Genomic DNA, 1,071 nt, shown 5'->3' with positions numbered 1-1,071 from the left:
ATCAGTACGCATTAATCGTTCATGACTGGTCTCAACTGCAGTATGTGAAGCACAATCATAAGGTTCAGCGTCTTCAAAGAACACAGGCGAATTCAGGCTATGAATTGCAAAGCAGTTTACTTGTCGATGCATCATCAGGGCTCCCGATTGCGCCATTATCTCAGACGCTAACAGATGCATCCGGCTGTTATTCCACATTCAGTGAACAATACGGTGAGCGCAAGTCCCATTTGGACTCACTCGCAGAACAGATCAAAACGATTGAACAGTATCCGATTGAGAAAACAAAAGTCCATATCATTGACCGTGAAGGAGATTCGATTGCCCACTTGAGGGAAATCAGCAGCCATGGTTTTAAATGGTTGATCCGGGCCAAAGAAAGCCATCGGATTGAGCATCAAGGGGAAACCTACAAAGTTGCAGAAGCCGCAGAAAAAGTAATAACTCAGCAGGTTAAGCCGATTGCTTATAAAGGAAACCGGCATATGCTGCATGTTGGAGAAACCGATATTCGGATAACGCGTGCAGCAAAGCCGAAGAGAAAAGATGATTCAGGCCAACGGGTTGCTCCCCAGCCAGGCAAGGTGGTTGCAGCCAGATTAATTGTTGCTGTGGTGAAAGATGCTCAAAGTAAAACAGTCGCGAGATGGTCGCTGATCAGCAATGTTTCTTCAGAGATTGATGCGGTAGAACTAACCACCTGGTATTACTGGCGCTGGACAATTGAGTGCTATTTCAAGCTTCTCAAGCAGGCAGGCCATGACGTTGAATCATGGCTTCAGACCACACCTGCAGCGATATTAAGACGGCTCCTCATCAGCAGTATGGCGTGTGTGCTGACTTGGCGAATACAGCGTTCTGAAGATGAACAAAATCAGAAAATTCGTATATTTCTGGCCCGTCTTTCAGGCCGACAGCAGAAGAGAGGTAAGTTGGAAAGTGCACCTGCAATATTGGCAGGACTTTCAATTTTACTGAACACTCTTCAACTGCTCTCAGAATATTCAATAGATGAACTGAATGAAATCGCAACAATTGCATTAGGTACCTAAAGATGTGTAGATACCTATG

At 45.2% G+C, this 1,071-nt stretch carries 1 protein-coding gene; it reads left to right on the top strand.

What is annotated here, in order from left to right; all coding sequences use genetic code 11:
- On the top strand, positions 1-1,052 hold a 1,052-nt coding region (locus PAE54_RS12410; protein ID WP_326519661.1), incomplete at its 5' end, for a transposase.
- Between the last annotated feature and the right edge of the window lie 19 nt (positions 1,053-1,071).

Origin of the sequence: Acinetobacter minutum (assembly GCF_035916735.1) — a bacterium.
GTDB lineage: Bacteria > Pseudomonadota > Gammaproteobacteria > Pseudomonadales > Moraxellaceae > Acinetobacter.
This window is presented reverse-complemented; position numbering and strand designations above follow the sequence as displayed.